The organism is Gammaproteobacteria bacterium (assembly GCA_003696665.1).
Classification (GTDB): Bacteria; Pseudomonadota; Gammaproteobacteria; order Enterobacterales.
In genome coordinates this window covers 1-1,563 of the sequence record RFGJ01000409.1, presented here as the reverse complement: position 1 = coordinate 1,563, position 1,563 = coordinate 1, and the positions used below count along the sequence as shown (strand labels likewise).

Below are 1,563 nucleotides of genomic sequence, written 5' to 3'. Positions count from 1 at the left end.
TTGGCAGCTTGGTATTTATGGCGTTGGTTGGAAATTGAACGAAACAATAAGAAACAGTGAGGTAAGGAGGGGGCATGATACGCCGAATGGCTGATTTTTTCACACGCTTAATGGAGCGCTATTTGCCTGATGCCTTTGTTTTTGCCGTCATTTTGACCTTAGTGGTGTTTGTAGCGGGCGTGTTCGGCCAAGAGAAGACGCCCATGCAAATGGCGGTTTATTGGGGCGATGGTCTGTGGAATCTGTTGGCCTTCTCCATGCAGATGGCCCTGATATTAGTGACCGGGTATGTGTTGGCGATGGCGCCGGTGGTGCAACGAATGCTTCGACGCTTGGCTGCGCAGACAGCCACCATGCCGCGCGCCGTGGTGGTGACGACCGTCGTGGCCCTAGTGGCCAGTTGGTTCAATTGGGGATTTGGTTTGGTGGCCAGTGCCTTGATTGCCAGAGAAATAGCGCGTCAGCACCGCGAGATGCATTATCCCTTGTTGGTGGCTTCTGCTTATTCGGGCTTTCTTGTTTGGCATGCGGGGCTTTCCGGCTCAATTCCGCTAAAGGTGGCTTCGCCCGGCAACGATGTGCTCGGGAAACTATTGCCGTCCCCCATTCCTGTGAGTGAAACCATCTTGAGCGGCCCGGTGATTTGGACGGTGGTTATCCTGGCGATTTCTTTGCCGATACTGAATTGGTGGATGACACCACACCGATCCCGCTGGGTCAATCACGTACATGGTGAGGATAGCTCGCCTGTTGAGACACATCCGAAGACACCAGCTGAAAAAATAGAACACAGTCGATGGATTTTGTGGCCAATGGTCATCATGGCCATGGCCTGGCTGGTTCATCATTTCGAACGTGGTGGCGGATTGTCGCTGAATGTCATTATTTTGATTTTTCTGGTGTTGGGCTTGGCGTTACATGGAAAACCGGCCAATTATCTCCGTGCGTTTCAGCAGGCGGTCGGCATCACCAGCGGTATTGTGCTGCAATTTCCGTTGTACGCAGGCCTGATGGGCATGATGATACAGTCCGGTCTGGCCAGCAGCGTGTCGCAATGGTTTGTGGATATTGCCAGCCCTGAGACTTTCCCTGTTTTGACATTCTTAAGCGCTGGACTGGTCAATGTCTTTGTGCCGTCCGGTGGAGGCCAGTGGGCAGTGCAGGCGCCGATTGTCATTCCTGCGGCTCAAGCGCTTGGTGTGCCGCTGAATCAGGCTGCCATGGCCGTCGCCTTTGGTGATGCTTGGACCAATATGATTCAACCGTTCTGGGCGTTGCCGCTACTGGCCGTCTCGGGACTGAGTGTTCGCCATATCATGGGCTATTGCACAGTGGTTTTATTGTGGTCGGGGCTCGTCATTATGGTCGGTTTGAGCTTCTTTTATTAAGACAAATCGCATGTCACGCAAAGTCGCAGTGTTGATCGGGCTTTATGGGGTGATAGGGTTTGCCCTATGGCGACACGGCCCTATCCCGCAACCCGAAGTGTATTTGCATTTCGCCGATCAGCGAACTTGGCTCGGGATTCCCAATTTTGCTGACGTGATAAGCAACCTTGCATTT

General features: G+C 53.0%; 1 protein-coding gene and 1 pseudogene. Both read left to right on the top strand.

The features are described from left to right. The first annotated feature begins 74 nt into the window (after window positions 1-74). Window positions 75-1,388 carry a short-chain fatty acid transporter gene (locus tag D6694_10345; GenBank protein ID RMH40126.1) on the top strand — a complete coding sequence of 438 codons (1,314 nt, stop codon included), beginning with the start codon at window positions 75-77 and terminating at the stop codon, window positions 1,386-1,388. Window positions 1,389-1,467: 79 nt separating this feature from the next. Then, a pseudogene (locus D6694_10340) lies at window positions 1,468-1,563 on the top strand (alkaline phytoceramidase).

Excerpts from the sequence above, each read along its gene's own strand:
- D6694_10345 (RMH40126.1), top strand. The coding sequence starts at position 75 with ATGATACGCCGAATGGCTGATTTTTTCACACGCTTAATGGAGCGCTAT.